The following is a 22,262-nucleotide window of genomic DNA, read 5'->3' as shown; positions in this document are numbered from 1 at the left end:
AAGCCTGTGAACAACACGGGCGGCTGTTCGCCGCCTTGGTCGTCCAAAAGTGTTAAGGAAGCGTTAACCGGCTCAATCGTTAAGGAAATCTTAACCGCGCGCCGGCCTATCCCGGCAGGTGATTTCAGGGGATAAGTCCTGCGCCGCAAAAGCGATTGTGGAAAGCGCTGCGGCAGCCTAATCGACCCTCCAATATGAATAAGAATAAGCCAGTCTCTAAGATTCTCTCTTTTATGAAAGACGGCCTCTTGTCAGTTCTGCCCGCGGCAAAGAAATTCCTGCGCGTCCTTGACGGAGAAGCGCTCTTTCCGCCGCCGATCTGGCTGATGCGGCAGGCGGGACGCTATTTGCCCGAATACCGCGAGTTGCGCGCGAAAACGCCGAGTTTTCTCGATTTCTGCTATTCCCCGAAAATCGCCGCCGAGGCGACCTTGCAGCCGATCCGCCGCTTTGGGTTCGACGCGGCGATCCTGTTCAGCGACATTCTTGTCGTGCCGGACGCCCTCGGCCAGAAAGTGCGTTTTGAGGTCAATGAAGGGCCAAGGCTCGAGCCGATCCTGACGGATGAGGCTTTCGCGAAGCTGAACGATGAGATCGACCTTGGTCGGCTCGAACCGGTGTTTGAGACGATCACGCGCATCCGCGAGGCGCTGTCGCCAGAGACGGCGCTGATCGGTTTTTGCGGCGCCCCCTGGACAGTTGCGAGCTATATGGTCGCCGGCCGCGGCACGCCGGATCAGGGGCCGGCGCGTCTTCTCGCCTATCGTGAGCCGGACCTCTTCCTGCGTCTGATCGATCGCCTGGTCGACGCCTCCATTCGCTATCTTTGCCGGCAGATCGACGCGGGCGTCGAGGCGGTTCAGATTTTTGACACCTGGGCCGGCGTTCTTCCGGCGGGCGAATTCGAGCGCTGGTGCCTTGCGCCGACGCAAGCGATCGTCGCCGGCGTCAAGAGCCGGCATCCCGACGTGAGGATCATCGGCTTTCCGAAGGGCGTCGGGCCGAGGCTCGTCAGTTTTGCCGATCAGACCGGCGTCGACGCCGTCGGATTGGACAGCGCCGTCGATCCTGCCTGGGCGGCAAGCGCCCTTTCATCAGGACGCGCTGTGCAGGGCAATCTCGACCCGCTGGCGCTCATCGCTGGCGGCGCGGCGCTGGAAACCGCGACGCGGAACATTCTCGAGGCGTTCCGGGGCCGGCCGCATGTTTTCAATCTTGGCCATGGCGTAACGCCGCAGACCCCCGTCGAAAATGTCGCAGCCCTCGTCGATCTGGTGCGGCGGGGAGGGCGTAGGTGACGCTCTACCTCGCGATCAAGGCCGTCCATATCCTGGCAGTGATCGCCTGGATGGCCGGAATGCTCTATCTGCCGCGGCTATTCGTCTATCACGCAGGAGCGGCGCAGGGCTCGGAACTCGCCAAAACCTTCGAGATCATGGAGCGACGGCTAATCCATGCCATCATGACGCCGGCAATGGTCATCGTCTGGATTTCGGGCCTGACGCTGGCCATCAAGGGCGAATTCCTGATGGCAGGGTGGTTGCATGGAAAGCTTGCGCTGGTTATCTTGCTGAGCGCGCTGCATTTCTATTTCGATGCCGCGCGCCGAACCTTCGCGGCCGGAATAAACCGGCGCACCGCTCGTTTTTATCGCGTAATCAACGAAGTCCCTACGCTGTTGATGATCGGCGTCGTGATCTTCGTCGTCCTGAAGCCCTGACGAAGGGCGCAATCGGCGGCGTGCTTGCTTGTCAAAGCAGGCAAAGTGTTTTATCGAATGGGTTCCCCCCTGCAGGTCAACGGCTGTCGGTAGCGACGCTGACGCGTCCCGCCTGATCGGGTCCTCAAGCTCCAGTCGGCTCCAGATATCGAAGGACCGGCCGGTTTGGGGATCAGGCTCCAGTCACTAGCCTTCCTGCCTTTGCGCGCGATTGATCGCGCTTATCTCCAAGGACGTCATCCCGATGCGGGAAATTAAGCTGCAAGACTTGAAGCTCAAGTCGCCTACCGAATTGCTTGGGTTCGCCGAAGAGCACGAAGTCGAAAACGCCTCAATCATGCGCAAGCAGGAGTTGATGTTTGCGATTTTGAAGCAATTGGCCAGCCGCGAGATCGAGATTATCGGCGAGGGCGTCATCGAGGTCTTGCAGGACGGTTTTGGATTTTTGCGCTCGCCGGAAGCCAATTATCTCGCCGGTCCCGACGATATTTATGTGTCGCCCTCGCAGATTCGCCGTTTCGGCCTTCGCACCGGCGACACGGTCGAAGGGCTGATCCGCAGTCCGAAAGAGGGCGAGCGCTATTTCGCCCTTCTCAAGGTCAACACGATCAATTTCGAGGACCCGGAAAAAGTCCGGCACAAGGTCCATTTCGACAATCTGACGCCGCTCTATCCCGATCAGCGCCTGAAGCTTGAGGTCGAGGATCCGACTCGCAAGGATCTGTCGGCGCGCGTCATCGATATCGTCGCGCCGATCGGCAAGGGCCAGCGCGCGCTGATTGTGGCTCCTCCCCGGACGGGCAAGACGGTGCTGCTGCAGAATATCGCGCAGTCGGTCACCGCCAATCATCCCGAATGCTATCTGATCGTCCTGCTGATCGATGAGCGGCCCGAGGAAGTCACCGACATGCAGCGCTCGGTGCATGGCGAAGTCGTTTCCTCGACGTTCGACGAGCCGGCGGTGCGCCATGTCCAGGTCGCCGAAATGGTCATCGAAAAGGCCAAGCGCCTCGTTGAGCATGGCCGCGACGTGGTAATTTTGCTCGATTCGATCACGCGGCTCGGGCGCGCCTACAACACTGTCGTGCCGTCGTCGGGCAAGGTGCTGACCGGCGGCGTCGACGCCAATGCGCTGCAGCGGCCGAAGCGCTTTTTTGGTGCCGCGCGCAACATCGAGGAAGGCGGATCGCTGACGATCATCGCCACCGCCTTGATCGACACCGGCTCGCGCATGGATGAAGTGATCTTTGAGGAATTCAAAGGCACCGGCAATTCGGAAATCATTCTCGACCGCAAGGTCGCCGACAAGCGCGTCTTCCCCTCAATCGACATCACGCGCTCTGGCACCCGCAAGGAAGAGCTGCTGGTCCCGCCCGACATCCTCAAGAAAATGTATGTCCTGCGCCGCATCCTCAATCCGATGGGCACTATCGACGCCATCGAGTTCCTGCTCGGAAAACTGCGCGAAACGCCAAAAGGCAATTCGACCTTCTTCGAGGCGATGAACACGTAAGAGGCCAGGCGGAGTTCTGGAGCGAAAGCCGATCTGGCTTGAACGGACTTTTGCTGTAACCGATCGTTTCAAGGCATCCGCGCGGTCCAAAACGCCTTCGGCTTTTCGGGCGGGCGCCTAAATATCCTTGAATGGAAAAGGCGCGACATTGCGCGTCAATTCGTCGATGACGAGCTGCCGGCGCGCTGGCGGAGCCGCGCGTTGCAGGCAGTTTGGGCGGTCGCATTGACGACAGCCGACGCCGATCGGAGTTGGCTCGGGGGCGTCGAGGTCGAGGCTTCTCGTATAGACGAGCTGGCGCGCATATCTCAGCTCGCAGCCAAGCACGATGGCAAAGCGCGGCTGTATGGCTCCCCAGGCCGCGACAGGGCGCTGCGTCGCGCGGGCAATCGAGAACCATTGCGAGCCATCGGTCAGTTCGACGACCTGCGTCAGAATGCGGTTCGGCTCGGTGAAACTTGCATGGATGTTCCACAACGGGCAGGAGCCGCCCGACTGCGCCAGGAGAAAGCGCCGCGGCGCAAGCCGCTTTGAGACATTGCCGGCTATATCGATCCGCAGCATGAAGAAGGGAACGCCGCGGGCGGTCTCGCGCGACAGCGTCGTGAGCCGATGGGCGACCTGCTCGAAACTCGCGCCGAAGCGCGCAGCCAGCACCTCGACGTCATAGCTTGTCAGCTCTGCCGCTTCATAAAATTGATCATAAGGCATCATCACCGCGGCGGCGAAATAATTGGCGAGCGTCACCCGCAGCAATTTGCGCGTCGCCGCTTCATCCGCCGGCGTGAGCCGTGCGGCGACGGCATCGAGAAGCGGGCTGAATTCCGTCAGCGCGACCTGATAGGCCGCCTGAAAGGTGCGGCCCGGCTGATCCAGGATCTCGGACAGCATCAGCTGCTTGCGGTGATGATCATACCAGCGAAGCCGGCCGCCCATGGCTTCGAGCTGTAGCGGTCGCAGCCGGACGCCGTGGCGGGAACGCAAATAATCGGCGAGCGCGGCATAAAGCCCGCGCTCGTCAACCTGGAGGCCGGCTACGAGCAATTCCGCGGCGGCGTCGATCTCGAAGAAATAATTGCGCTCTTGCTGGAGGATGGCGCCGACTCGGGCGATCGTTTCTTCGCCGGGCGGCGGCTCGTCGCGATTGCCGTCGGCGTTGCCCACTGTGTCGCTCGTCTCGCGCGCGGCGGCGTAAGCGCGATAGAGCTTAAGCATGGCCGCCACGAGGGCGGCTGCATTCTCGGCTGCCTCGCGCATCTGCGTCCGCGGCACAGAGGCGTCGTGAAACAGCGGATCGGCGAGGATTTGCTCGATGTCGTCGGCGGATTGCTCGCCGTCAATCTCCGCGAAGTCGCGCGGGTCGAGGCCGTAGACCTCTGTCAGGCGGGTCAGCACCGGGCTGGTGATCGGCCGCTGATTGCTCTCCATCAAGTTCAAATAGCTCGGCGAGACGTCGAGCTCGTCGGCCATGCGGGCCTGAGTGAGGCGCCGTTCACGGCGCAGGCGTTTCAGGCGGGGTCCGGCAAAAATCTTTCTCGGTGCTGATTCGGCGCCCATTTTGTAAATCTCTTTACATCTGACGATTAAAAATGCGCTTGTCGAAAGCTGCCGTTCCAATTCGAAGGTTCGCCGCCCAGGGAAAAAACGCCCGGTTGGGTATTTCGATCCGGCCACAGGCAGATCGTGTCAAATAATGTGAATTATGAAATTTGCCGAGAGATAACTGAGCAAATCCGTCAGTTATTATAATCCCCTAAGGGCGACGATTTGGTGTTCGTGCGACCAGACCGAAAGAATCGCTGGATTCGCTTACAATGGCCGCCGCGTGGCGACGCCGCCCTAGCCTGACATGAGACTATAATTTATTAAGTTGCCGCCCGTAAGCTCGCTGCGCCGCGCGCCGGCCGGGCGGCCTTGAACGATACAGGCACCCATGACGCAAATCGCACTCGATCCCCTCGATCTCGCCGCGCTTCTCTGCTCCCGCGTCTGCCATGACGTCATCAGCCCTGTCGGAGCGATTGTGAATGGCCTTGAGATCCTGGAGGACGAAAAAGACGCCGACATGCGCGCCGAGGCCTTGCAGCTGATTCGCGCCAGCGCTGAAAATGCCTCGGCGCGGCTGCAGTTCTGTCGCCTCGCTTTCGGCGCCGCTGGCTCAGCGGGCGCCTCGATCGACACGGGCGATGCCGAAAAAGTCGCGCGGGGCCTGTTTCCGGATGCAAAGATCAGGCTCGACTGGAGGGCGCCCCGAGTCCTTCTGCCGAAGAACAAGGTCAAGCTGATCCTCAATCTTTGCCTGATCGCCGCGGCCGCCATTCCGCGCGGCGGCGTGATTACGGTCGAAACCCCGACTTTGCCGGCGGGCGCAGGTGACGATGGCGCGACGGAGCCGTCAATCGCCATACGGGTCACGGCGCAAGGGCAGAACGCAAAGCTCGCCCCCTTGACCGCGGCGATCCTTGCCGGCGCGCCGACGGAGGCGATCGACGCCCATGCGATCCAGCCTTATTACGCCGCCCTCGTCGCGCAGGCTGCGGGTATGCGCCTTAACGCGGAGACGGCGGCGGATTTCGTTGCGATCGAGGCGACGCCCACGGCTCCGGCGCGGAGCGAGGCCGCGTGACCAAGGTCGAGGAAAAAGCGGTTTGAGGCGACTCGCCTGTGTCGCGCCGGCGGCGAAGCCGGCGCCGCACGTCGCTAAATCTGAATGACTACCAGGCGCGCCGCTAGTTCAGGCCGTGATTCGCTCTTCGTCGTCGAGCGGTTCGCGCAGCACATAGCCCCGGCCCCACACCGTTTCGATGTAATTGCGGCCGCGGCTGGCGTTGGCGAGTTTCTTGCGCAATTTGCAGATGAATACGTCGATGATCTTCAGCTCGGGCTCGTCCATGCCGCCATAAAGATGATTGAGGAACATCTCCTTGGTCAGCGTCGTCCCCTTGCGCAGGGAGAGCAGCTCAAGCATCTGATATTCCTTGCCGGTCAGATGCACGCGGGCGCCGTCGACCTCGACAGTCTTCTGGTCGAGATTGACGATGAGATCGCTGGTCGCGATGACCGATTGCGCATGGCCCTTCGAGCGCCGCACGATGGCGTGGATGCGGGCGACGAGCTCGTCCTTGTGGAAAGGCTTGGTCAGGTAATCGTCGGCGCCGAAGCCAAGGCCCTTCACCTTGTCCTCGATGGCGGCAAACCCCGAAAGGATCAGAATCGGCGTCTTAACCTTGCCGACCCGCAGCCGGCGCAGGACTTCATAACCGGACATGTCGGGAAGGTTCAGATCAAGCAAGATGATATCATAATCATAAAGCTTGCCGAGGTCGGCGCCCTCTTCGCCGAGGTCCGTCGCATAGACGTTGAAATTCTCGGATTTCAACATCAACTCAATGCTCTGAGCGGTGGCGCTGTCGTCTTCAATCAATAAAACGCGCATCTGAGGTCCCCACTTGCCCTGTCGGTCGCCTGCCGGCGCGAGATCGTTCAGAGGCCGCTCGCCCGGACCTGCCAGCCCGGACCTGCCAGCGCCTGGCGTTAATCCTTCGGTACGAGTTTCGTAACCTTAACGGGCATTCGTTAATAAAATCATTCCTTCACCATTCGGATTTCCGGTGATTTCGCCCATCGAGGCCGGTTCTTCTGGCAAAAATCCGGGTTGAAAGCCACTCCGCCGAAAGCCGATTCGCGCATCTTATCCTACAGCCTGCCTTCGCGACCTTGCATCAGGGCGACCGGCGCGCTGTCCCCCGCGAAATTTCGCGGCTTAGCCGCAACGGCCTCCTTTTGCGGCGGGTAACGAATGGGCAACTTTGCTGCTGCACACTCGCCGTGATGGACAGCCGTCCGCCGAACCCGCTGCGGGATCGTGCGGCAGGGCCAACGCTGACTGCCGGTTCGCTGCGCAGTTGGGCGCCTGCGAGGGCGTAGAGCGCATTCAGGGGTTGGGACCAAACATGAAGCTGCAAGACTCACTCCTTCGCCTCAAAAAGTTTCAGGTCGAGGAAAAGCGCCGCCGCGTCGCCCAGATCGATTCGATGGTCGCCGAATTCTCGAGGATCGCGCGCGAACTCGAGCAGGAAATCGATCTCGAGGAGCAACGGGCCGGCATTTTCGACATAGCCCATTTCGCTTATCCGACCTATGCGCGCGCCGCCCGGGCGCGCCGCGACAATTTGAACCGCTCGGCGCAGGAGCTGATGACTCAGCTTGAAGACGCCCGCGCCCGGCTCGAGGAGACGCTGGCCGAACTCGAAAAGGCGCAGGGATTCGACGCCCGCGACCGGGCGGTCGGCGGCGTCGCGGAGCTGATCGCGCCGCCGGACGACAAATCTCTCGGCTTGCGCGCCGCCCACGGCTAGGGCCGACGCGAGGTTTCCACTTTTCGCCGTCATGCTCTAAGACTGACGCGGAGCCGCAGTCGCGTCGGGAGCGTCATGAAGCGAATCCTGGATTTCGTCTGGCCGGCGATCGGACTGATCGCGGTCGCCGTCTCGATATGGCTGCTCTATCGGGAATTTCGCGGGCAGCACATCGGGCCGGAAATCTGGCGCACGCTCAAGGCCATCCCGCCGTCGCATTATCTTCTTGCGATCGGCTCGACCCTTCTCGCCTATGCCGCGCTCGCCTGGTACGACCGCATCGCGCTGCGCCATCTCGGCGTCACACATATTTCGTGGCTGTTCATCGCGCTCTGCTCCTTCACCACTTACGCGCTGGCGCATAATATCGGCGCGACGGTGTTTTCCGGCGCGATGGTGCGCTATCGGGCCTATCATTCCAAGGGGCTCAGCGGCGCGCAGGTGGCGGTCCTCGTCGCGCTTTGCTCCTTCACCTTCGCGCTTGGCACGATGCTGATGGGCGGGCTCGTCCTCGTGCTCGACCCGCATCTTTTGTCGCGCTTTGGCGGATTTCTGCCCGGCGTGCTGACCGATGCGCACACGGCTTTTCTCGTCGGGCTCATTCTTCTTGGCTGCGTCGCTACCTATCTCGCCGGCTCCATCTTCGGGCTGAAGCCGCTCGTCATTCGCGGTTTTCGGATCGAATATCCGCGGCCCGACATCGCCGTCCGCCAATTGATCGCCGCGCCGCTCGAGCTGATCGGCGCGGCGGGAATTATCTATTTCGCGCTTCCGGCGGAAGGAAACGCCGGATTCCTCGTGGTTCTCGCTGTATTCCTTGCCTCTTTCTCGGTGGCCCTCGCCTCGAACGCGCCGGGCGGTCTCGGCGTGTTCGAAATTCTTTTCATCAAGGCGATGCCGTCGACGCCGCAGATCGAGGTTTTGGCGGCGCTGCTCGTTTTCCGCCTGTTTTATCTCATCATTCCGTTGCTGTTTTCTCTTGTGATCGTCGTTCTGTTCGAGCGCTCCAAATTGAAGGAGGTCCTGCACGCCGATCCGGCCGCCGCGGCGTCGGCGGCGTCCGGTCGCCGTCTCGATCGTCCGGCCGATGTGTCCTGAAACGAAGCGCAAAATAAAACCCCGGAAGCGCGCTCCGGGGTTTAAGGCCCGCTTCCAGCGGACAAATGACTTGATCAAATCTCAGTCGCAGACGCGGATGCGGCGGTAGCCGACAATGTTGCCATAGGCGTTGACCACCGGTTGACGCTCGAAGTAGCAGGATGGGGCGTAGCCATAGGGCGAAGAAGCGGCGGCGGCGGCGACGCCGATCGCAAGGCCGGCAGCGGCGGCTCCGACTCCCCAGCCCCAGGGATGGTAATAGCCCCAGGCGGCGGCAGGCGTCGCGGATGCGGCGAGGCCGAGGCTCAAGGTAGCGGCGGCGAGGCCGGCGGCGAGGGTTTTGCGGGCTGCGGTCATGATCGTCTCTCCTATGGGGCGGCGCGCTTCCTGCCGCCGATGAGCAGAGACTATTTTGGCTCTACGCCGCTCGCTGTGCGTCGCCGCACGAGGAGGTAACGGATCGGTAATCTTCCCGGCAAATTTTTTAGAAACGCTCCGATTCGACACCGGACGCCGGCGCGGGCTTGCGCGCCGCCCCGCCCCGGCCTCCCGCCGAGGCGACTTTCATCATCACCATGGCGCCGGACGGAGCCTTCGCTGCCGGTGCGGCGCTCTGGCCGGCCTCGACAGTGAAGCCGCCCATCATGCCGCGCAGCCGGCCGGCCTCCATGGCGAGCGCCTGGCAGGCCGAACTGCTCTCCTGAGCCATCGCGGCGTTTTGCTGCACCAGCTGGTCCATCTGATTGACCGCCCGGTTGACCTGCTGCAGCGCCGTCGCCTGTTCGTTCGCCGAACCGGCGGTGCGGGCGATCGAGTCGGTGATCTCGCCGACTTTTGCGCCGATACGGCTCAGCGCGGCGCCGGTGTCGTGCACCAGCGACGAGCCTGCGCCGACCTGCTGCGACGATGCGGCGATCAAGGATTTGATCTGCTTTGCGGCTCCCGCACAGCGCTGCGCCAATGCGCGCACTTCGGAGGCGACCACGGCAAAGCCCCTGCCCGCCTCGCCGGCGCGGGCCGCCTCGACGCCTGCATTCAGAGCGAGCAAATTGGTCTGAAAGGCGATCTCATCGATGACGCCGATGATCTGGCCGATTTCCTGCGCCGATTTTTCAATCCGGCCCATTGCCTGCACGGTGTCGCCCATAATCGCGGCGCCGCAGTCGGCGTCCTCTTTCGCTTCAGCGACGAGGTTTCTGGCCCGTTCTGCGGCCTCGGCCGCGCTATGCACCGCGACGGTGATTTCAGCGAGGGCGGCAGCGGTCTGCTCCAACCCCGCGGCCTGTTGTTCGGCGCGGCGGGCGAGATCGTCCGAGGCCGTGCTGATCTCGTCCGTGCCCGAGCGGATTCCGGTGCGGCGCCGGTGATCGCCACCACGGTCTCGTGCAGCTGGCTGATGGCGGCGTTGAAGTCGTCGCGCAGCCCCGCATATTCCGGCGGCATGACATCGCCGATCCGATGCGTCAGGCGTCCTTTGGCGAGTGCGCCGAGGGCGTCGCCGACGACGGCGATCACGGCGGCGTTGGTCTGCCGCATACGCGCCTCCACCGCCATACGGGCCGCTTCCGAGCTTTCGATATAGACCGAGATCGAATAATCCATGTCGAGCAGCGCGGCCTTGACGACGGCTGCGATCTCGGCGGCCGTCTGATGAGGGTCGGGGCGGGCGCCGCCAAGGCCGAACGGCCTGTGGCTCTTCGGCCAACGCTCGCGTAAAATGGCGCCGATCAGCCCTTCGATGATGAAACTGTAGCCGCCGATATACCAGCGCGGCGCGAGGCCGATGCGGGCGTGCGCCGCGCCGATGCGCTTCACGGCGGCGATATAGGCGCCGTCTATGCCGCCGCGCGCGATTCGATCCCAATGCTGCAGCTGCGCGGCTTTGGCGCGCTCCGCCTCGGCGGGGCCCGAGAACATCGCGCGCGTCTGCGGGAAGGCGCCGATCTTCGCATAGAAGGCGTCGAGCAGGCGGGGCATCTCCGCCATGAGGAGAGGTCTCAGCGCGCGCAGTTGCGCAAGCGCGCTGTTATCAAGCGCGACGAAGTTGAGACGGTCGGCGAGAGCGGCCAGATCTGACACGGCGAAATTCCTGAAAGAGGCAAAAGTCGACGGGGCCGACCTTCAACACTTTCGGTTCATGCCGGGACAAGAATCTCGCGACAAATGTAGCGAACAGCGCCGCAGCGGCTTCTCGCGCCGCGCCGTTTCTCTATTGGCGCAAATGTCAGGTCAAGGCGCCATGACAATGCTTGTATTTCTTGCCCGAGCCGCAGGGACAGGGCTGGTTGCGCCCAACCTTGGCGTAGCCGCCGGCCGGCTCGTCGCCATAGGCCGATGGCGCCGGACGCGCCAGAGTTGCGGTCGAGCCTGCCTCGTCGGAAAATTCGAGCGGGGCGAGCGGCGGCGGGGCGAAGGCTGCGGCCGAGAACGCCTCCTGTAGCATCGGCCCGCTGGATCCGCCCGTCGGCCCGCTGATCTCCTGCATTCCGCCTGAGAAGCCGTTTTCGCCGGGCGGCGGCTCGAAGGCGACTTCAATGCGCGACAGCTGCGAGGTGGTCGCTTCGCGCAGCTGCGCGATCAGCTCATTGAACAGCTGGAAGGCTTCCGACTTATATTCGTTCAGCGGGTCGCGCTGCGCCATGCCGCGCCAGCCGACCACTTGCCGCAGATGATCGAGCGTCAGCAGATGCTCGCGCCACAGATGATCGAGCGCCTGCAGCACGATCTGCTTTTCGACATAGCGGGTCACGTCGACGCCGTTGCGTTCGACGCGGGCGGCATAGGCCTCGTCGGCGGCCTTCTGCAGCCGCTCGCGCATGTCGTCTTCGGTGATTCCTTCTTCCTTCGCCCAATCGACGATGGGAAGGTCGATATTCAGCGACGTCTTGACGCCCTGCTGCAACCCTTCGGAATCCCAGGCTTCGGGATAGGCGTCGCGCGGGATGTGACGGACGATCAGATCATCGACGACGCCCTGGCGCATGTCGTCGATCATCTCTTCGAGCGAGGGCTTGGCCATCATCTCGCGGCGCTGCTCGAACACGACCTTGCGCTGGTCGTTCATGACGTTGTCGTATTTGAGGATATTCTTGCGCATGTCGAAGTTGCGCGCTTCGACCTTCTGCTGCGCTTTTTCGAGCGCCTTGTTGATCCAGGAATGGACGATCGCCTCATCTTCCTTGAGGCCGAGCTTCACCAGCATCGACTCCATGCGATCGGAGCCGAAAATGCGCATCAGATCGTCCTTGAGCGACAGGAAGAATTTCGAGCGCCCCGGATCGCCCTGACGGCCGGCGCGGCCGCGCAGCTGATTGTCGATGCGGCGGCTTTCGTGCCGCTCGGTGCCGATAATATAGAGACCGCCGGCGGCGATCGCCTTGGCCTTGAAATCATCGACCTCGGCGCGGATCTGCGCTTCCTTGGCGGCGCTCGCCTCGCCCGGCTCGAGATCGGCGCACTCCTGCGCGACGCGCATGTCGACATTGCCGCCGAGTTTGATGTCGGTGCCGCGGCCGGCCATGTTGGTCGCAATCGTGATTGCGCCCGGAACGCCGGCTTCGGCGACGATATAGGCTTCCTGCTCGTGGAAGCGGGCGTTCAGCACCGCAAACAGCTTTGACGGCTTTTCGGCGCGGGCGGCGGCGTAAAGCTTGTCGAGCGCGCGCGGCTCGGCGAAGTCGATCTGCTTGTAGCCGTGGCTCTTCATCGCCTCGGCGAGCTGCTCGGATTTTTCGATCGAGGTGGTGCCGACCAGCATCGGCTGCATCTTGGCGTTGGCGGCCTCGATCTCGCGGACGATGGCGCGCAGTTTCTCTTCCGCGGAGCGGTAGACTTCGTCGTCCTCGTCGAGCCGGCAGACCGGCAGATTGGTCGGAATGTCGACGACGTCGAGCTTGTAGATCTCGGCGAACTCATCCGCCTCGGTCGAGGCCGTGCCGGTCATGCCGGCAAGCTTGGAATAAAGGCGGAAGTAATTCTGGAAGGTGATCGAGGCGAGCGTCACATTTTCCGGCTGGACCTGGACATGTTCTTTCGCTTCCAGGGCCTGATGCAGCCCTTCCGAATAGCGCCGCCCCGGCATCATGCGGCCGGTGAATTCGTCGATGATCACGACTTCGCCATTGCGGACGATATAGTCCTTGTCGCGCTGGAACAGCTTGTGCGCGCGCAGCGCCTGATTGACGTGATGGACGATCGTGACATTGACCGCCTCATAGAGCGACCCTTCGATCTCGACGCCAGCCGCGCGCAAGAGATCCTCGATATGTTCGTTGCCGCGCTCGGTCAGGTTGGTCGAGCGCTGCTTTTCGTCGACCTCGAAATCCTCCGGCTGGAGCCCCGGCATGACCTTGTCGATCGTATTATAGAGTTCGGATTTGTCGTCGGACGGGCCGGAGATGATCAAGGGCGTGCGCGCCTCGTCGATCAAAATCGAATCCACTTCGTCGACGATCGCGAAGGAATGGCCGCGCTGAACCATCTGCGACAGCTCATATTTCATATTGTCGCGCAGATAGTCGAAGCCGAATTCGTTGTTGGTGCCATAAGTGATGTCGGCGGCGTAGGAGCGGGCGCGCTCCCCATCGTCGACGCCATGCACGATGATGCCGGTGGTCAGCCCAAGGAACTGGTAGACGCGCCCCATCCATTCCGCATCGCGGCGGGCGAGATAGTCGTTCACGGTGATGACATGAACGCCCTTGCCGGCGAGCGCGTTGAGATAGGTCGCGAGCGTCGCGACGAGGGTCTTGCCCTCGCCGGTGCGCATCTCGGCGATGGCCCCTTCATGCAGCACCATGCCGCCGATCAGCTGCACGTCGAAATGGCGCTGGCCGAGCACGCGGCGGGCCGCCTCGCGCACGGTGGCGAAGGCCGGAACCAGCAGATCGTCGAGGCTTTTGCCTTTGGCGAGCTCCTCGCGGAAGGCGACGGTCTTGGCGGCGAGCTCTGCGTCGCTGAGCTTCAACCATTCAGGCTCGAGCGCGTTGATCGCCGTGACTTTTGGCCGGTAGCTCTTCAGCCGGCGTTCATTCGCCGATCCGAAAATCTTCTTTGCGAAGGAGCCCAGCATATTCAAATAACCTTTCCTGGCGACGGGAGAAGCGGCCTTCAGCCTGAATCTCGCCCCGCCGCGCGTTCAATTCTATTTCAACCACGGCGGAAGACATCGCCTGGAGCCGCAATTTACCATCTCTCGCCGCGACGCGGGCGCCTCGGCAGCAGCCTTGCGGGAAATTTCGCTTAACGCGGCCTCTTCAACAGAGCGCCGCGAGGCGCTTGCCGGATACGCCATGACGGCCGGCGCCTATGGATTCGCCCGCTCGCCGCCTCGGCGACGGGCAAGCCGCAGCGCATCCTTCGGGCCGCTCCGGAGAGATAAGATTACGGTTGGACCTTGTCAAACCCGCGCCGCCATGCATCTTTCCCCTCCGCGCGCACTCAAGGCCCTCCGCGCGACGCGACGACAGTCCTTCGCCTGCAACCCGAAAGTTCCGGCCGCAAAGTCGAACTCGATTTCAAATCAACAAGATAGAGCAGCCTTTCCGTCCCCCAGACGCCTGCTCGACCCTCCGGGAGCTATCTCAATGTTTGCCAAAACACATTTGCGCGCCACAGCAGCGGGCCTTGCATGCGCGCTGGCTCTTGCGACGCCCGCGCTTGTTTCCGCCGAGACCGCCAAGCCCGAAGCCGCCAAGGCTGCCGCTCCCGCCGCGGCGAGCAGCGCGAAGCCAAAGGTTCTCGCCACCGTCAACGGGCAGGACATTACCGAAAATGATCTTGCGATCGCCAAGGACGATCTGGCCGGCAGCCTGCCGCAGCAACTCCAGGGCAAGGCGCGCGATACCTATGTTGTCGATTTTCTGATCGACGGCGCGCTGGTGTCGCAGAAGGCGAAGGCTGACAAGCTCGACGCCACGCCGGAGTTTGCCAAGAAACTCGCCTATTATCACGAAAAGCTGCTGATGGAGACGCTGCTCGGCCAGGTCGCCAAGGCGGCGCTGACCGACGAGGCGATCAAGAAGACCTATGACGACGCCCTGAAGGCGCAAAAGCCCGAGACCGAGGTTCATGCCCGTCACATCCTCGTCGCGACCGACGCAGACGCGCAGGCGGCGCTAAAGCGCCTCAAGGCAGGCGAGGATTTCGCCAAGGTCGCCAAGGAAGTCTCGAAGGACACCAGCGCCGACGGCGGCGATCTCGGCTGGTTCACCAAGGACAAGATGGTGCCGGAATTCGCCGAGGCCGCGTTCAAGCTTGAGCCGGGCCAATTGTCCGAGCCGGTCAAGAGCCCGTTCGGTTGGCATATCATTCTGGTTGAAGGCAAGCGCGAGAAGCCCTTCCCGGCGCTGGACGAGGTCAAGGAGCAGGTCAGCCGCTATGTCGTGCAGAAGGCGCAGGGCGAACTCGTCGCCGGCCTTCGCAAGGACGCCAAGATCGAGCGCGCCGAGCCCGCGGCCGATCCGGACGCCAAGGGCGACGCCCCCGCCGATGCGGCGGCTCCCGCCCCGGCCCCTGCCGAAGAAAAGAAGAAATAAGGTTTTCAGCCAATAAACCTTGCCGGCGCGACGCGTGTTCGTGCCGGCAAGGCGAATAAAAGACCAAGCGCGCGGACGGCGTCTCGGCATATTTGCGAGAGAATGATGCGTCCGCGATCGTGCGCCGCGATAATCCAGTGTGGCTGAACGGCCTCGTCACGACCCGCACATTTCCGCCTCGAAGGGGGTCTCGACGCGCTGCGCCGAGGCGGTGCGTCCACCGCGGCGATCGCCACTGCTGCTTTTCGTGTTCGCCGTCGTGTATTGGCAGATGACCCCGCTCGGCGCGAAAATTTCTGGCTGATCTTCAACGCCAGCGCGAGCGCCCCCGCGCGGCGCACGCCGCGCCAAGCTTTGGATTGAAAATTCAAGGCAACTTTCAGTTGACAATCACTTTGGCGTGACTGACACTTCAGCGCCCTCATCTGACAATAAAAATGCCCGGAATACCGGGCTGCGAACATTGAGGAGACGCCATGTCCAAGCTTAGCAGGCTCGGAACGCTGCGCCCCTAGGCGCTATCCAAGTAAAACCTTCACGATAACTAACACTGGCGCAGCAGTAACTGTTGATCGACGGATGCGTTATTCGCACGCCGAGATTTACACTTGCCTTGCGTGGATCTGAACGACGGACCCTTTGCGGCGTCCGCGCGCGAGGACGCGACTCTTCGCTCCTTCGCGCCGGAAACGCGCGCCGGGACGTCGCCAAAGAAAAATCAACAGGAGGGACATATGCGACATCATCGTCTGATCGCGACATCAAGCCTTGTTCTGTCGGCGGCGGTGCTGGCCGCCTCGGCGACGGGCGCGGCGGCCTGGCAAAATCCGCTGAAAAACCCCTATGTGAAGGGCAAGCTGAATATCTGTGATCAGGGCAGCTTCTTTGTCGGCGGCGTGCCCAAGGTCACGAACTATGCGTCGTCTTCGACGGCCGGCGCGCCGCAACAGATCACCATCGGCCAGATGTATGTGCAGTTCCAGATCCCCGACAAGCGCCGCCAATGGCCGCTCATCATCATGCATGGATCATCGCATACCGGGGCCTGCCTCGAGGCGACGCCGGACGGGCGCGAAGGCTGGCTGCCCTACGCCCTGCGCAAATACAACCTCTCCATGTTCATCGTCGACCAGCCCGGACGCGGGCGCTCCGGCTTTGACCAGAGCGTCATCCAGGAAGGACTCGGCACAAATAATCTGTCGCTAATTCCGACCAATTGGGGCCGCATCACCGATAATGGCGCCTGGACCTCCTGGTTCGGTCACCTTCTTCCGGCCGGCTCGGATATCGTGACGGGCAAATTGATCCGGCATGGCGATCCGGGCGATCCTGACCCGCCAGAGGATTTCTCCAATCCGTCGGAAGCTCATGGCAAATATCCGCCAGCCTTTCCCATCCCTCCGCGTCCGAACTCGGTCGACCTGAAGGTGGTGTCGCGCGTCGGAGCGATCGGGCCGGCCCCGAACCCGGCGAACAACACTTATCTTGGTCTTGAATATTACAAGCAGCTGGTTCCCAACGCGGAAGTGACGCTGCCGACCTCGCAATGCGCGTCCTGCACGCCGACCACCGTCTCGGGCCTCAATACATTCGGTCCGCGCGCTTTGGCCGATCTGATCGAAGGTCTGGGCGGAGCCGTTCTCTCCGGCCATTCACAGGCGGCCAACCCGCTTCTGCATACGATTCGCTATCTGAAAGAAGATGACGCCTGGGGGAAATGCGGCCCCAAAGGCGCGTGTCTCGCCATGTTGAAAGGCATGGTCATTCCGGAGGGCGCAGGCTTCAGTCCTGACGGCCTCACACAGGCGGGCCTCGTCGGCAAGGACTTCGACAAGATTCCTTTCCTGCTCGTCAATGGCGACTATCGTCCGCTGGCGACCCGGCTCGGCAACCGCCAGGCCCGCGACATCATCAATGCGAGCAAGACCCGCTCGGTCGGCCCGGCGCTGGTGCTGGACACGGAGCTCATCAGCCCGAAGTTCAACGGCCAGACCCATATGAATATGATTGGCTTCACCAATCTTGAGCTGTTCGATTTCATCATGGCCTGGGCGGACAAGAACATTAAAAATCCTATCCTCCGCAACCATTGCGAGAATGACGACGATGATGATGACGATCACGGCCACGGTCATCACTGATCCTTAGACGCGGTCCCGTCGTCGGACGGGACCGCCCCCGCCTGAGGCTCTGAACAGGCTTTCGCTTGACTGTGCGGCTTTGCGTCTGCAAACCGGGCGCGATTCCGCTCGTTCAAGGAAACCGCATCAGATGGCAGCCCTTTCGCCGCTCGCGCCGCAAACCTATCCGGACCTGCCCGTGATCGAAGGCGTCCGCTTCGCGGCGGGCGCCGCCGGCATTCGCTACAAGGGCCGCACCGACGTCATGCTCGCCCTGATGGACAAGGGGACCGAGGTCGCCGGGGTCTTCACCAAGTCGAAATGCCCCTCGGCGCCGGTCGACTGGTGCAGAGCCCGCCTGCCGGGCGGCAAGGCGCGCGCGCTCATCGTCAATTCGGGCAACGCCAACGCCTTCACCGGCAAGGCCGGAGCCGACGCCGTGAAGCTGACCGCGACGATCGCCGCGAAGGCGCTCGGCGCGCCAAAATCAGAAATCTTTCTGGCCTCGACGGGCGTCATCGGCGAGCCGCTCGATGCTTCGAAATTCGACCCCGTGCTGGAGAAACTCGCCGCCAAGGCAAAGCCCGACCTCATGTTCGAGGCGGCAAAAGCGATCATGACCACCGACACCTATCCGAAGGTTTCGACCGCGACGGCCGATCTCGGCGGCGTCGAGGTGACGATCTGCGGCATGGCCAAGGGGGCGGGCATGATCGCGCCCGACATGGCGACGATGCTGAGCTTCATCTTCACCGACGCGCCGATCGCGGCCGGCGCGCTGCAGACCATGCTGTCGAAGGGCGTCGAGAGCTCGTTCAACGCCATTACGGTCGACAGCGACACTTCGACCTCCGACACTTTGATGCTGTTCGCCACCGGAGCCGCGGCAAAAAAAGGCGCGCCGCGCATCGAGCTGGCGTCCGACCGGCGTCTTGCCTCCTTCAAGGCGGCGCTCGACAAGGTTCTGCTCGATCTCGCCCATCAGGTCGTGAAGGACGGCGAAGGCGCCCGCCATTTCGTCGAGATCACAGTGACCGGCGCGGCGTCGGCTGCCGCCGCCAAGCGCATCGCTTTGTCGATCGCCAATTCGCCGCTGGTAAAGACGGCGATCGCCGGCGAGGACGCCAATTGGGGCCGTATCGTCGCCGCCGTCGGAAAGGCCGGCGAGAAAGCCGAACGCGACCTGCTGGCGATCTGGTTCGGCGAGATTAGGGTCGCCCATCGCGGCCGCCGCGACCCGTCCTATGACGAGGCCGAGGTCTCCAAACTCATGAAAGAGAAAGAGATCAAGATCTATGTCGAGATCGGCATCGGCTCTGGTCAGGCGACGGTCTGGACCTGTGATCTCACCAAGGAATATGTCGAGATCAACGGCGACTATCGTTCGTGAGGCTTTTGCTCGTCGTCGCCTGCGCCCTGATCGACGCTGACGGCCGCGTGCTGATCGCGCAGCGCCCGCAGGGGAAGGAACTGGCAGGGCTGTGGGAGTTTCCTGGCGGCAAACTTGACGCGGGCGAGCGGCCGGAGCAGGCGCTGATCCGCGAGCTTTTCGAGGAACTCGGGATAACGGTCAAGGAGCCCTGCCTCGCGCCCCTGACCTTCGCCAGCCACGCCTATGAGGCCTTTCATCTGCTGATGCCGCTTTTCATCTGCCGCCGCTGGGAGGGTTTTGTCGCCGCGAAGGAAGGCCAGGCGCTGAAATGGGTTTTTGCAAAGAATCTGCGCGACTATCCGATGCCGCCGGCCGACGCGCCGCTGATCCCGGCGCTGATCGATCTGTTGGGATAGGTTCGGCGAGGCCTGTCGCGCGGAATTCCGATGCGGGTACATTATTCGTTAATGTTTAGCCGTTGATGTGTATGCGGCGTAACCTGTCTGGGCCAAGGGACGCGCGCGCAGCGGTCCTTGCGCGAACGGCGGTCTGCCCCGCTCGCGGCCGGCGCGAGAGGCGACCGCGCCGCAAGGGGCCGGGCGGCCCGGAAGAGGCGGCTAAATCGAAGGGCTCTGCGCTTGGTGCGGTTCGAGAATGTCGGCCTGCGCTACGGCATGGGCGCCGAAATTTTGAAGGACATCAGCTTCACGATCGAGCGGCAGTCCTTCCAGTTCCTGACCGGCCCCTCAGGCGCCGGCAAGACGACGCTGTTGCGCCTGATCCTGCTCTCGCTGCGCCCGACGCGCGGCCTCATCAGCCTGTTTGGCCATGATGCGCTCACCATCGACAAGGCCGGCGTCACCGATCTGCGCCGGCGCATCGGCGTCGTGTTTCAGGATTTCCGCCTGCTCGATCATCTGACGACTTACGAGAACGTGGCGCTGCCGCTGCGCGTGCGCGGCATGGAGGAGGCGAGCTATCGCGGCGAGGTGACCGAGCTTTTGCACTGGGTTGGCCTTGGCGACCGCATGAACGTCCCGCCGGCTGTCCTCTCCGGCGGCGAGAAGCAGCGCGCCGTCATCGCGCGCGCGCTGATCGTGCGCCCGGAGCTGCTGCTCGCCGACGAGCCGACCGGCAATGTCGATCCGAGCCTCGCCCGCCGGCTTCTGCGCCTTTTCACCGAACTGCATAAATCCGGCACCTCGGTGGTGATCGCGACCCATGACCTCGCGCTGATGGATCAGTTCGACGGCGCGCGCCGGCTCGTCTTGGGCGACGGCCGGCTGCATATTTTCGACTAGAAGGGATTTGGAGCATCGCGTGGTTAGACTTGAACGTCCGACGCTCTCCGGCCGGAACAGGCGTTGGCATGGATCGGCTTGACGAGGAGCGATACGATCTCGATGGCCGTGAGCCCGCGGACGGTCGCCGGCCGGCCGGCGCCGTGTCGGCCGGGCTCCTGCGTCGCGCGCGGCTTGCCGCAATCAGCCTCAATGCGCGGCGCGCGCAGGCGCGCAATTCGCGGCGCGAGAAGGCGTTGGTGCCCGCCTCCTCGATCGCCGGCCGCGCGCTCGTCACCGTCATCGCCATCATGACCTTTTTGGCCGCGCTGACGGCGGGCGCGGCGATCCTCATCGCTGACGCGTCATCGTCCTGGCAGAACGAGGTCGCCCGCGAAATGACGATCCAGATCCGCCCAATGGTCGGGAGGGACGTCGAGGCGGATCTGAAGAAGGCCGCGGAGATGGCCCGTAAAACGCCGGGCGTCGCCTCCGTGCGCCCCTTTTCCAGGGATGAATCAGAAGCCCTGCTCGAGCCCTGGCTTGGCTCTAACCTTGATCTATCCGAATTGCCGGTGCCGCGGCTGATTGTCGTCAATCTGAAGCCCGGCGCGACGCCTGACGTCGCCTTGCTCGCCCGCGCGCTCGGCGAAGCCGTTCCCGGCTCAAGCCTCGATGATCATCACCACTGGATGCGTCGCCTCGCCGTCATGGCGAAGACCGTGGTCGTCGTCGCCGCGGTGATTTTCGCGCTGGTGCTGATTGCGATGATCTTGGCGGTCGCCTTCGCCACTCGCGGCGCCATGGCGGGCAACCGCGAGATCATCGAGGTTCTGCATTTCGTCGGCGCGGCGGATGATTATATTTCACGCCAATTCCAGCGCCATTTCTTCCAGCTGGGGCTGCGCGGCGGGATGATCGGCGGCGGCGCGGCGATCCTGATCTTCTATATTTCCTCGACGCTCGCCGTGTTCTGGCGCGCGACGCCTGGCGGCGATCAGGTCGAGGCGATGTTCGGCGGCTTCTCGCTCGGCGGGAATGTCTATGTCGCGATCCTCGTGATCGCGGGGGGAATCGCCGTCGTCACCGGCGTCGTCTCGCGCGTCATCGTGCTGCGCCACTTGCGTGACTTGAGCTGACGATCCAAGCGGCCGGCGTGGATGACGAGAGTCGCGCTAACGCAAACGCTTGTCGGCGACGCAGTAGAGTTCGCCCGCCTCGGTTCCGTCCTGCGGAAAAAGCGCCGCGCCGACGGTTGCGTTCATGGGAAAGCCCACGCCAATTATCGCTTCGCGCATCGCAGCCTCGATGCGGGCTATGACCGGCACGATTCGGCTCGCCACGGTTCCGGCCCGAAACAGGATGGCAAATATGCCGCCATCCAGCCTGGCGACCACGTCGTGCTCGCGAACGCAGCCGCCGAGCCGCTTCGCCAACACGCGGGTGACGTGCTCGCCCGTCGCGCGGCCCTGCGTTCGGTTTACCTCGTCGACCCCATGCAGTTCGATAAGCATCAGCGCGGTTTCCTGGCAGGCGTCTTTCGCTTCGTCGAGCACTTGTTTGGCCCGGGTTTCAAATAGCTCCCGGCTCGAAATTGAGGCGAGCGGATCACGCTGAAGCGGCGTGATGTCGGTGTGGATAATCGCCGCGCCCCTGCGGCTCAATGTATGTTCGCTGATCGCGGTGATCTGAAAGATTCTTTGCTTGTGGCCGGACAAGCGGGAAAAGCTGTCGGAAAAAGCGGGAAGGCGCCCTGAGAGAACCTTGGCGACGCCCTCGCCGATCGGACGATCCTGGGAGAACCCGCGGACGAGGGCTGTCGTGCAATCGCTCAAATAGTTTTCGTATTTGCTTGCGAGGCTTCCACCGGACGCCATTGCGTCCCATGAAGTATTGGTGCGGACAATAAACCCATCCGAGGCAAGAATCGCAACTTGCGCGGAAAGAGAATCGAGGTCCAGCAAGTTCTGTTCGTCGGGAGGCGAATCCACGATTGTCTGGATTTGCCCGCTGCCGAGGGTCAATTCTCCGCCGTCGATGATGACCGAGCGCGGCTCGATGTAATTCCAGGGCATATCGGTCTTCCTTCAAGGGGTAAGAAATAACTCTAAAAACACAATGTCTTTAATATCCAAATATTTAACTCTGCGGACATCCACAAGTTCCAGTGAAATGGTCTTTGACAACACGCTCTTACGAAAGACGCAGAATCTCCCTGAGTCTTTGGATGGTATTTACGTGCATACTACGCGGCTACATCCAATA

General features: G+C 62.6%; 19 protein-coding genes. 12 read left to right on the top strand and 7 right to left on the bottom strand.

Going from position 1 to position 22,262, the window contains the following annotated elements:
- Positions 1 to 248: 248 nt before the first annotated feature.
- The 3 genes from hemE to rho all read left to right on the top strand — a co-directional run bounded on the left by hemE (position 249) and on the right by rho (position 3,233).
- The gene (gene hemE / locus CR492_RS13780) at positions 249 to 1,298 is read left to right on the top strand and encodes a uroporphyrinogen decarboxylase (protein WP_432431213.1); all 1,050 of its coding nucleotides are present in this window, start codon (positions 249 to 251) and stop codon (positions 1,296 to 1,298) included.
- Positions 1,295 to 1,720 (top strand): protoporphyrinogen oxidase HemJ, encoded by a 426-nt coding sequence (hemJ, locus tag CR492_RS13775; RefSeq protein ID WP_102844319.1) that lies wholly within the window; start codon positions 1,295 to 1,297, stop codon positions 1,718 to 1,720. Before hemE ends, hemJ begins: the two co-directional genes overlap by 4 nt.
- A 244-nt stretch (positions 1,721 to 1,964) precedes the next feature.
- The gene (gene rho, locus CR492_RS13770; protein ID WP_012591525.1) at positions 1,965 to 3,233 is read left to right on the top strand and encodes a transcription termination factor Rho; all 1,269 of its coding nucleotides are present in this window, start codon (positions 1,965 to 1,967) and stop codon (positions 3,231 to 3,233) included.
- Positions 3,234 to 3,350: 117 nt separating this feature from the next.
- Here the strand turns inward: rho and CR492_RS13765 are convergent, their stop codons facing one another.
- Entirely contained in the window at positions 3,351 to 4,790 is a 1,440-nt protein-coding gene (locus CR492_RS13765; RefSeq protein WP_102844318.1) for a helix-turn-helix domain-containing protein, read from the bottom strand.
- A gap of 376 nt (positions 4,791 to 5,166) precedes the next feature.
- On the opposite strand from CR492_RS13765, the gene chpT reads away from it, so the two are divergent.
- A complete protein-coding gene (gene chpT / locus CR492_RS13760; protein ID WP_102844317.1) occupies positions 5,167 to 5,859 on the top strand; it encodes a histidine phosphotransferase ChpT in 693 nt (230 codons plus the stop codon).
- 108 nt (positions 5,860 to 5,967) lie between these two features.
- Here the strand turns inward: chpT and ctrA are convergent, their stop codons facing one another.
- On the bottom strand, positions 5,968 to 6,669 hold the full coding sequence (gene ctrA / locus CR492_RS13755; protein WP_012591522.1) for a response regulator transcription factor CtrA: 702 nt from the start codon (positions 6,667 to 6,669) through the stop codon (positions 5,968 to 5,970).
- Positions 6,670 to 7,186: 517 nt separating this feature from the next.
- Between ctrA and CR492_RS13750 the strand changes: the two genes are divergently transcribed.
- Together CR492_RS13750 and CR492_RS13745 are read left to right on the top strand one after the other, a co-directional pair.
- Positions 7,187 to 7,591: a flagellar export protein FliJ gene (locus CR492_RS13750; RefSeq protein ID WP_102844316.1), complete on the top strand. Its 405-nt coding sequence runs from the start codon at positions 7,187 to 7,189 to the stop codon at positions 7,589 to 7,591.
- A gap of 75 nt (positions 7,592 to 7,666) precedes the next feature.
- Positions 7,667 to 8,689, top strand: coding sequence for a lysylphosphatidylglycerol synthase domain-containing protein (locus CR492_RS13745; RefSeq protein WP_102844315.1), 1,023 nt, complete (start codon positions 7,667 to 7,669; stop codon positions 8,687 to 8,689).
- An 81-nt stretch (positions 8,690 to 8,770) separates the two neighbouring features.
- Here the strand turns inward: CR492_RS13745 and CR492_RS13740 are convergent, their stop codons facing one another.
- From CR492_RS13740 to secA, 4 genes are all read right to left on the bottom strand, one after another.
- Entirely contained in the window at positions 8,771 to 9,046 is a 276-nt protein-coding gene (locus CR492_RS13740; RefSeq protein ID WP_102844314.1) for a hypothetical protein, read from the bottom strand.
- Positions 9,047 to 9,173: 127 nt separating this feature from the next.
- The gene (locus tag CR492_RS20960) at positions 9,174 to 9,836 is read right to left on the bottom strand and encodes a methyl-accepting chemotaxis protein (RefSeq protein WP_146030272.1); all 663 of its coding nucleotides are present in this window, start codon (positions 9,834 to 9,836) and stop codon (positions 9,174 to 9,176) included.
- Positions 9,725 to 10,768 carry a protoglobin domain-containing protein gene (locus tag CR492_RS20535; protein WP_146030271.1) on the bottom strand — a complete coding sequence of 348 codons (1,044 nt, stop codon included), beginning with the start codon at positions 10,766 to 10,768 and terminating at the stop codon, positions 9,725 to 9,727. The genes CR492_RS20960 and CR492_RS20535 overlap by 112 nt, the downstream gene beginning before the upstream one ends.
- A 145-nt stretch (positions 10,769 to 10,913) precedes the next feature.
- Positions 10,914 to 13,760 carry a preprotein translocase subunit SecA gene (gene secA, locus CR492_RS13730; protein ID WP_102844313.1) on the bottom strand — a complete coding sequence of 949 codons (2,847 nt, stop codon included), beginning with the start codon at positions 13,758 to 13,760 and terminating at the stop codon, positions 10,914 to 10,916.
- Positions 13,761 to 14,274: 514 nt separating this feature from the next.
- Here secA and CR492_RS13725 point away from each other — a divergent pair.
- From CR492_RS13725 to CR492_RS13700, 6 genes are all read left to right on the top strand, one after another.
- Positions 14,275 to 15,225, top strand: a complete 951-nt coding sequence (locus tag CR492_RS13725; protein ID WP_102844312.1) for a peptidylprolyl isomerase — start codon at positions 14,275 to 14,277, stop codon at positions 15,223 to 15,225.
- Positions 15,226 to 15,959: 734 nt separating this feature from the next.
- Entirely contained in the window at positions 15,960 to 17,366 is a 1,407-nt protein-coding gene (locus CR492_RS13720; protein ID WP_146030270.1) for a hypothetical protein, read from the top strand.
- A 130-nt stretch (positions 17,367 to 17,496) separates the two neighbouring features.
- A complete protein-coding gene (argJ, locus tag CR492_RS13715; protein ID WP_102844310.1) occupies positions 17,497 to 18,735 on the top strand; it encodes a bifunctional glutamate N-acetyltransferase/amino-acid acetyltransferase ArgJ in 1,239 nt (412 codons plus the stop codon).
- Positions 18,732 to 19,133: a (deoxy)nucleoside triphosphate pyrophosphohydrolase gene (locus CR492_RS13710; RefSeq protein WP_180982549.1), complete on the top strand. Its 402-nt coding sequence runs from the start codon at positions 18,732 to 18,734 to the stop codon at positions 19,131 to 19,133. Before argJ ends, CR492_RS13710 begins: the two co-directional genes overlap by 4 nt.
- Positions 19,134 to 19,355: 222 nt before the next feature.
- The gene (ftsE, locus tag CR492_RS13705; RefSeq protein WP_102844308.1) at positions 19,356 to 20,018 is read left to right on the top strand and encodes a cell division ATP-binding protein FtsE; all 663 of its coding nucleotides are present in this window, start codon (positions 19,356 to 19,358) and stop codon (positions 20,016 to 20,018) included.
- A 68-nt stretch (positions 20,019 to 20,086) separates the two neighbouring features.
- Positions 20,087 to 21,136, top strand: a complete 1,050-nt coding sequence (locus CR492_RS13700; RefSeq protein WP_102844307.1) for a cell division protein FtsX — start codon at positions 20,087 to 20,089, stop codon at positions 21,134 to 21,136.
- A gap of 36 nt (positions 21,137 to 21,172) precedes the next feature.
- On the opposite strand, the gene CR492_RS13695 is transcribed toward CR492_RS13700, so the two are convergent.
- Positions 21,173 to 22,072, bottom strand: a complete 900-nt coding sequence (locus CR492_RS13695) for a GGDEF domain-containing protein (protein ID WP_102844306.1) — start codon at positions 22,070 to 22,072, stop codon at positions 21,173 to 21,175.
- Positions 22,073 to 22,262: the final 190 nt, after the last annotated feature.

Origin of the sequence: Methylocella silvestris (genome assembly GCF_002891535.1) — a bacterium.
Classification (GTDB): Bacteria; Pseudomonadota; Alphaproteobacteria; order Rhizobiales; family Beijerinckiaceae; genus Methylocapsa; species Methylocapsa silvestris_A.
This window is presented reverse-complemented; position numbering and strand designations above follow the sequence as displayed.

Bases quoted from the DNA above. Each gene is read 5' to 3' on its own strand.
- CR492_RS13745 (WP_102844315.1), top strand. From the start codon at position 7,667: ATGAAGCGAATCCTGGATTTCGTCTGGCCGGCGATCGGACTGATCGCG.
- CR492_RS13720 (WP_146030270.1), top strand. From the start codon at position 15,960: ATGCGACATCATCGTCTGATCGCGACATCAAGCCTTGTTCTGTCGGCG.
- chpT (WP_102844317.1), top strand. From the start codon at position 5,167: ATGACGCAAATCGCACTCGATCCCCTCGATCTCGCCGCGCTTCTCTGC.
- CR492_RS13700 (WP_102844307.1), top strand. From the start codon at position 20,087: ATGGATCGGCTTGACGAGGAGCGATACGATCTCGATGGCCGTGAGCCC.
- rho (WP_012591525.1), top strand. From the start codon at position 1,965: ATGCGGGAAATTAAGCTGCAAGACTTGAAGCTCAAGTCGCCTACCGAA.
- secA (WP_102844313.1), bottom strand. From the start codon at position 13,760: ATGCTGGGCTCCTTCGCAAAGAAGATTTTCGGATCGGCGAATGAACGC.
- ctrA (WP_012591522.1), bottom strand. From the start codon at position 6,669: ATGCGCGTTTTATTGATTGAAGACGACAGCGCCACCGCTCAGAGCATT.
- CR492_RS13695 (WP_102844306.1), bottom strand. From the start codon at position 22,072: ATGCCCTGGAATTACATCGAGCCGCGCTCGGTCATCATCGACGGCGGA.
- CR492_RS13750 (WP_102844316.1), top strand. From the start codon at position 7,187: ATGAAGCTGCAAGACTCACTCCTTCGCCTCAAAAAGTTTCAGGTCGAG.
- CR492_RS13765 (WP_102844318.1), bottom strand. From the start codon at position 4,790: ATGGGCGCCGAATCAGCACCGAGAAAGATTTTTGCCGGACCCCGCCTG.
- argJ (WP_102844310.1), top strand. From the start codon at position 17,497: ATGGCAGCCCTTTCGCCGCTCGCGCCGCAAACCTATCCGGACCTGCCC.
- CR492_RS13725 (WP_102844312.1), top strand. From the start codon at position 14,275: ATGTTTGCCAAAACACATTTGCGCGCCACAGCAGCGGGCCTTGCATGC.
- CR492_RS13740 (WP_102844314.1), bottom strand. From the start codon at position 9,046: ATGACCGCAGCCCGCAAAACCCTCGCCGCCGGCCTCGCCGCCGCTACC.
- CR492_RS20960 (WP_146030272.1), bottom strand. From the start codon at position 9,836: ATGGGCGACACCGTGCAGGCAATGGGCCGGATTGAAAAATCGGCGCAG.